The following is a 2,384-nucleotide window of genomic DNA, read 5'->3' as shown; positions in this document are numbered from 1 at the left end:
GTAGTACCGTCAAAAACACCCGGCACTACCCCAGACCTTAACGGTAGCAGAACTCAGGCATCAATTAAAAGTAAGCTTTGAGCGAGAGCATGTAGCTGCGAGGTGCCTGCCATTGGTATTGATCCAATGCTGTTGTCGCCCCCGTAGAGATCGACGTCACCTTTTGGCTATTGGTGATGTTGTACGCGCTGACTTGTACCTTCATCTTTTTGAGCATAGTTCCAATATTGCCGAAGGTATAAGATACGTTCAGATCTGTGTTGCCATACGCATCAATTTTGTAGGCTGCAGGCTCATTATTGACCGCGTATTGCTCACCGACTTGTTTATAGATCAGAGACGCGTTCCACGGACCTTGATTAAACAGCAAACCTAATGCAGCGGTCGTTTTTGGTGCTTTGGCAATGGTACCTACACCAGCGGTGTTGTTGCTTTTGAATTTCGCGCTGTTTTGAGAGTAATTGGCATACACTGCCCAGCCACCATCAAAAAGGTATGTACCCTCAGCTTCAAAGCCTTTATACACCGTGCCGCCTTGATTAACGAAGACAGTTTGTCCTGCAACGACACTCGAACCAATCTGGTTATTGAAGTCGATATAGTAAATATCGCCAGCAATCTGGAAGCGATCAGATTTATGAACACCACCGAATTGATAGTTGGTCGTCGTTTGAGGATCAGGCGTATTGGACGGCGTCACCACTTGCAGCGCCGTTCCCAATACCGGTACTTGCATGCCTTTGGCGTACTGTGCATACAGTGAGTCATTTTTGCCTAGCATTTGATTCACAGTCAGGTACGGCAGTTCAGCGGAAAAGGTTTCCGAGAAGCTTGCTGGCACACTTGAACCCTGATTCTTAATCGCATTGACGCTGCGTGTAAAGTGCATGTATTTAAAGCCTGGCGTCACTGTTGTGCTTTCAGTAGCAGCCCATTCAAATTCAACGAAAGGCTGGTATTGCTTCCAGCTGGAATCTTGATTGAACTTCGTGCCCTTACCCGCCAATGTAGGATCTAACAAGGTCATCGTTGTCAGATCTAAACCATACTGATGACGAGATGTGTCAGATTGTTCCAGCCAGATACCTGTACGCAACAAACCAGCAGAAAATTCTTTCGTTGCTTTGAAAATGTCGCCATTAACACGATAGTGATTCAATTTGTCGTAACCTAAAACACCGCCGACAGGCACCTTCGCGCCGCTATATGAACTGGCATTGGTGCCAGCACCAGCTGCGATAACGCCATTTCCTAAGTAACCACTCGCGTCAAAGCCTGCAATGGTTTTATTGTCGTAAAAATAGGTATAGAGATTGTTGTCCGTTTGAAATCCATCGCCCCAGTTTGTTTGCAATCTGAGGTATTCAAAATCCGTTTTTTTGTGGACAGTGTTGTAGCCATAATAACCTTGGCTGGTCGGGTCATTATTCAAGCTGTAATTTTTACCAAACAGAGCTGCTTGTGCCAATGTGGCGCCAGAAGTGGAATCTGGCAACGCTGTTTTGATGTCGTTATAAGTAGCAAAGACAGTCAGGCGGGTATTGCTGCCCAGTTTTTGCTGGTACTTGGCAACAAAATTCGCGCCATCCATGGTGTTGTATGTCAGGTAACCGTCACTCTTGATTTCTTGAACGTTCAATTGCAAGGTCGAGTCATTCGTACCAAACTTGCCGCTCTCAAAAGCGACGCCAAACAAATTCGTATTCCAGGTACCGTGCGAGAAATAGACTTCCGTTCCCATTTTTGCAGCAGGTGTCTTGGAGAATAAGTTGATACTACCACCGTAAGTTGCCTGACCCAGATTACTTGCGTTACCAGGACCACGTTCTACAACCACACCGCCGATGACGGCCGCTGGGAAATACGCGGTTGAATGGTGGGTTGGATCATTGGTGTCGCCAAATGGAATGCCATCCCAGGTCACGTTATATTGCGAGTCCTGAAATCCGCGCAATACCGTTTTAGTATCCGCGGCACCTGGGCCATTTGAAGATGGCTGTGTTGAGGCGCCAGGTGAAATACCAGCGATCGTATTGAAATTACCTGTTGGTGCGACGGATTGTTCAATAAAAGCGCGAGAAATTACAGATTGAGGTTGTGTCGCAGTCAAATTGGCTTGCGTTGGTGCTACCGCAGCCACCGAGTCACGTTTAGCCGTCACTTCAACGATCTGACCCGCGCCAGTTTGTGCACCAACGGCACCGAGATTAACGGATTCTTGCGCAAAGGCTGCATGAGGAACAGCGAGCGATAACAAAGAAACGGACAGTGCGTGGCTTAAATAGCGCTTAGGAAATGGAATTGCGTTAGACATAAATAATCCTGGGGTTGAAATAGATGAAAATGTAATAGCTGCAACAACAAATAAAAAATCGCCGGAGCGA

The 2,384-nt window shown here is 46.9% G+C and carries 1 protein-coding gene; it reads right to left on the bottom strand.

Translation table 11 applies throughout. The annotated features are described in order from the left end of the window. Positions 1 to 64: 64 nt before the first annotated feature. Positions 65 to 2,384: TonB-dependent receptor (locus ACO0K1_RS19965; RefSeq protein WP_423028931.1), on the bottom strand; the 2,320-nt coding region annotated here is incomplete at its 5' end.

The organism is Undibacterium sp. SXout20W, assembly GCF_049340285.1.
Classification (GTDB): domain Bacteria; phylum Pseudomonadota; class Gammaproteobacteria; order Burkholderiales; family Burkholderiaceae_D; genus Undibacterium.
Note: the sequence above shows the minus strand (reverse complement) of the source record. Positions and strands in the feature narration are given on the sequence as shown.